The organism is Rhodovulum sp. (genome assembly GCF_011048875.1).
Lineage (GTDB): Bacteria > Pseudomonadota > Alphaproteobacteria > Rhodobacterales > Rhodobacteraceae > Rhodovulum > Rhodovulum tesquicola.
Genome location: NZ_DSDD01000433.1, coordinates 1 through 3,656, shown reverse-complemented (window position 1 = coordinate 3,656; position 3,656 = coordinate 1). Strand labels below are relative to the sequence as shown.

At 69.2% G+C, this 3,656-nt stretch carries 3 protein-coding genes and 1 pseudogene; all 4 read right to left on the bottom strand.

What is annotated here, in order from left to right:
* Window positions 1-692 (bottom strand): annotated as a pseudogene (locus ENN83_RS17220) (molybdopterin cofactor-binding domain-containing protein); the annotation flags it as partial.
* 3 nt (window positions 693-695) lie between these two features.
* Window positions 696-1,637 (bottom strand): FAD binding domain-containing protein, encoded by a 942-nt coding sequence (locus tag ENN83_RS14765; RefSeq protein WP_287188262.1) that lies wholly within the window; start codon window positions 1,635-1,637, stop codon window positions 696-698.
* A 52-nt stretch (window positions 1,638-1,689) separates the two neighbouring features.
* Window positions 1,690-1,890, bottom strand: coding sequence for a 2Fe-2S iron-sulfur cluster-binding protein (locus ENN83_RS14760; protein ID WP_287188260.1), 201 nt, complete (start codon window positions 1,888-1,890; stop codon window positions 1,690-1,692).
* A 160-nt stretch (window positions 1,891-2,050) separates the two neighbouring features.
* A complete protein-coding gene (groL, locus tag ENN83_RS14755; RefSeq protein WP_287188258.1) occupies window positions 2,051-3,655 on the bottom strand; it encodes a chaperonin GroEL in 1,605 nt (534 codons plus the stop codon).
* Between the last annotated feature and the right edge of the window lies 1 nt (window position 3,656).

Below are 3,656 nucleotides of genomic sequence, written 5' to 3'. Positions count from 1 at the left end.
GCGTTTCGCCGCCAGTGCCGCGACCACGCAGAACAGGTTCATCTGCGTTTCCTTGCCGCCAAAGCCGCCCCCCATCCGCCGCACGTTCACCAGGACCGCATTGGCCGCCACCCCAAGCCCCTGCGCCACCATCTGCTGAACCTCGGTCGGGTGCTGGGTCGAGGCGTGCACCGTGCACCTCGTCATCCTCGCCCGGAACCGCAAAGGCGATCTGGCCCTCCGGATACATGTGGTCCTGCCCGCCGACCGTCATCCGCCCCGCGATCCGGCGCGGCGCGGCGGCCAGCGCCGGCCCCACCTCGCCGCGCTCCGGTTTCAGCGGCGGGGCAACGTCGGGATAGCCCGCGGCAAGCGCCTCTTCGACGGTGATGGCAGCGGGCAGCGGGTCGATCTCGACCTTCGCCAGCACCGCCGCCCGCCGCGCGGCGTCGCGGTTTTCCGCGATGACGGCAAACAGCGGCTGGCCGTGGAACGCGATCCGCTCGGTGGGGATGCCGGATCGTCGCGGATGCCATTAGGGCTGATGTCGTTGAGGCCCGGAATGTCGGCGGCGGTCAGCACGCCGACGACGCCCGGTGCGGACGCGACGGCCGACAGGTCGAGTCCGCGCAGCCGCCATGGGCGACGGGGGCGAGGCCGCGATAGCCGTGCAGCGTGCCCGCGGGTTCGGGGATGTCGTCGGTATGGTCGGCCCCTCAGGCTCGTTCCAGCCGGACAGCCTCGGGCCCGGCGACGTGGTCCAGCCAGAACCGCCGGAACAGGTTCTGCGCGACCTTCATCCGGTAGGCGGCCGTGCCGCGCCAGTCGGTCAGCGGCGTGAAATCGCGCGGCGCGCGGTCCTGGCGGCCGTAGTCGAGGAAGAAGTCTTCCAGCAGCAGCACCCGCCGCACATCGCCCCGGCGCAGAACCACCTCGGCCGCCAGCGCGATCAGCACGGGCGGCGTGTCCCCGATGGGCGAGCCGTTCGCGATATTGCCCCCGATCGTGCCCGCCGCGCGCACCTGCGGACCGCCGATCCGCGACCAGTAGCCCGTCAGATGCGGAAAACCCGCAACCAGCGGGCCTTGCGCCTCGGCATAGCTGGCCCCCGCGCCCAGATGCAGCGCGCCGTCGCGCGTCTCGATCCGCCGCAGCGCATCGAGATGGCCGACAAAAATCGCGGGCGAAATGCGCCTCAGCCCCTTGGTCACCCACAGCCCCACATCGGTCGCCCCCGCCACCACCACCGCATCGGGCCTCTCGGCCAGAAGGGCGGCGAAATCCTCCACATCCGCGGGCAGGATCGCCCGGCTTTCCCCGCGGGCAACCTCGACCCGCCGTCCGTCGCGTAGCCCGGCCAGCCGTGCCGCCACCCGGGCGCGGCCCGCCACCAGCGGATCGGCCGCACGGTCCCCGAACCCGCCCATCGCCTCGGCCACGCGCAGGATCGGCGCATAGCCCGTGCAGCTGCACAGATTGCCCTGAAGCGCCTCCTCGACCGCCTCGTGCCCCGGCGCGGGCGGCGAAAGCCACAGCGCCACCAGCGCCATGACGATGCCTGGCGTGCAGAACCCGCACTGGCTGCCGTGACGGGCGACCATCGCCGCCTGCACCGGATGCAAGCCCCCTCCCGGCCCCGCCGGATGCTCGACCGTCACCAGATGGCAGCCATCGAGCGTGGCCAGCGGGCGGATGCAGGCATTGACCGGCTCATAAAACCAGCCCGCCCCCGGCCAGCCGGCCCACCAGCACCGTGCAGGCCCCGCAATCGCCCTCGGCGCAGCCTTCCCTGGTGCCGGTCAGGCGGCACTGAAGGCGCAGGAAGTCCAGCACCATGTCCTCGGCGCCGACCTCGGACAGGCGAACCTCATCGCCATTCAGCAGGAATCCGATTTCCCGGCGGTCTTCCATCGCGCGTCCCTCCACTCCACCAGTCTACGCGCGCCGGCGGCGGGGGCAACATCCGCCCGGCCTTCCGGCCCCGCCTCGCCAATCCGCTGCCCAATTCCCGGGCAACGAAAAAGGGGCCGCGAAACGCGGCCCCTTTCGGAGACGGGAAAAGCCGGACGGCTTACATCATGCCGCCCATGCCGCCCATGTCGGACATGCCGGCGCCGGCACCGGCACCGGCGCCTTTCGGCTCGGGCTTGTCGGCCACCATCGCCTCGGTGGTGATCAGCAGGCCTGCGACCGAGGCCGCGTCTTCCAGCGCGGTACGGGTCACCTTGGCGGGGTCGATCACGCCGAACTTGAACATGTCGCCATATTCCTCGGTCTGGGCGTTGAAGCCGAAATTGGCTTCGGCGCCTTCACGCACCTTGCCCGCGACCACGGCGCCGTCCACACCGGCGTTCTCGGCGATCTGACGCAGCGGCGCTTCCAGCGCCTTGCGCACGATCGCGATGCCGGTGTTCTGGTCCTCGTTGGCCCCGGTCATGCCCTCGAGCACCTTGCCCGCCTGCACCAGCGCGACGCCGCCGCCGACCACGATGCCTTCCTGCACGGCCGCGCGGGTCGCGTTGAGCGCGTCATCGACGCGGTCCTTGCGCTCCTTGACCTCGACCTCGGTCATGCCGCCGACGCGGATGACGGCAACGCCACCGGCCAGTTTCGCGACACGCTCCTGCAGCTTCTCGCGGTCGTAGTCCGAGCTGGTTTCCTCGATCTGGGCGCGGATCTGGCCGACGCGGGCCTCGATCTCGGCCTTGTCGCCGGCACCGTCGATGATCGTGGTGTCGTCCTTCTTGATGAGGACCTTCTTGGCGCTGCCCAGCATGTCGAGGGTCACGTTCTCCAGCTTCATGCCCAGGTCTTCCGAGATCACCTGGCCACCCGTCAGGATCGCGATGTCCTGCAGCATGGCCTTGCGGCGATCGCCGAAGCCCGGCGCCTTGACGGCGGCGATCTTCAGGCCACCGCGCAGCTTGTTGACCACCAGCGTGGCCAGCGCCTCGCCTTCGACATCCTCGGCGATGATGAGCAGCGGCTTCTGCGACTGGATCACCGATTCCAGCAGCGGCACCATCGGCTGCAGCGAGCTGAGTTTCTTCTCGTGCAGCAGGATGAGACAGTCTTCCAGTTCCGCGGCCATCTTGTCGGCATTGGTCACGAAATAGGGGCTCAGGTAGCCGCGGTCGAACTGCATGCCTTCGACGACCTCGACCTCGGTCTCCATGCCCTTGTTCTCTTCGACGGTGATGACGCCGTCATTGCCGACCTTCTGCATCGCGTCGGCGATGAAGCGGCCGATATTGGCCTCGCCATTCGCGGAGATGGTGCCGACCTGGGCGACCTCGTCGCTGTCGCTCACCGGGCGCGAGGCGGATTTGATCGCTTCGACCACGGCACTGGTGGCCAGGTCGATGCCGCGCTTGAGGTCCATCGGGTTCATGCCCGCGGCGACCGATTTCATGCCTTCGCGGACGATGGCCTGGGCCAGAACGGTGGCGGTGGTGGTGCCGTCACCGGCCTCGTCATTGGTGCGACTGGCAACTTCCTTGACCATCTGCGCGCCCATGTTCTCGAACTTGTCCTCGAGCTCGATCTCCTTGGCGACGGTCACGCCGTCCTTGGTGATCCGGGGCGCCCCGAAGGATTTCTCGATGACGACGTTGCGGCCCTTGGGGCCCAGGGTGACCTTCACCGCGTCGGCGAGGGTGTTCACACCCTTCAGCATG

Coding starts and splice junctions, on each gene's coding strand:
- ENN83_RS14760 (WP_287188260.1), bottom strand. CDS start 1,890: ATGGAAGACCGCCGGGAAATCGGATTCCTGCTGAATGGCGATGAGGTT.
- groL (WP_287188258.1), bottom strand. CDS start 3,655: ATGCTGAAGGGTGTGAACACCCTCGCCGACGCGGTGAAGGTCACCCTG.